At 70.7% G+C, this 276-nt stretch carries 1 protein-coding gene; it reads left to right on the plus strand.

Going from position 1 to position 276, the window contains the following annotated elements; translation table 11 throughout:
- The coding region (locus ACSNOK_RS34155) for an aminotransferase class V-fold PLP-dependent enzyme (RefSeq protein ID WP_436784617.1) at positions 1 to 276 on the plus strand (276 nt) is incomplete at both ends.

Raw genomic sequence — 276 nt, forward strand, 5'->3', positions numbered from 1 at the left:
GCGCGAGACCATCGAGTCGGGCGCCGACATCGTCACCTTCAGTGGCGACAAGCTGCTGGGCGGTCCGCAGGCCGGCCTGATCGTGGGCCGCAAGTACCTGATCGCCCGCATCAAGAAACACCCGCTCAAGCGCGCGCTGCGCGTGAGCAAGCTCACCCTGGCCGCGCTGGAGCCCACGCTGCGCCTGTACCTGCACCCCGAAAAGCTGGCCGAGCGCCTGACCACGCTGCGCCTGTTCACGCGCCCCCAGGCCGACATGCAGGCCCGCGCGCAGGC

Origin of the sequence: Streptomyces sp. URMC 126 (genome assembly GCF_051386555.1) — a bacterium.
Lineage (GTDB): Bacteria > Actinomycetota > Actinomycetes > Streptomycetales > Streptomycetaceae > Streptomyces.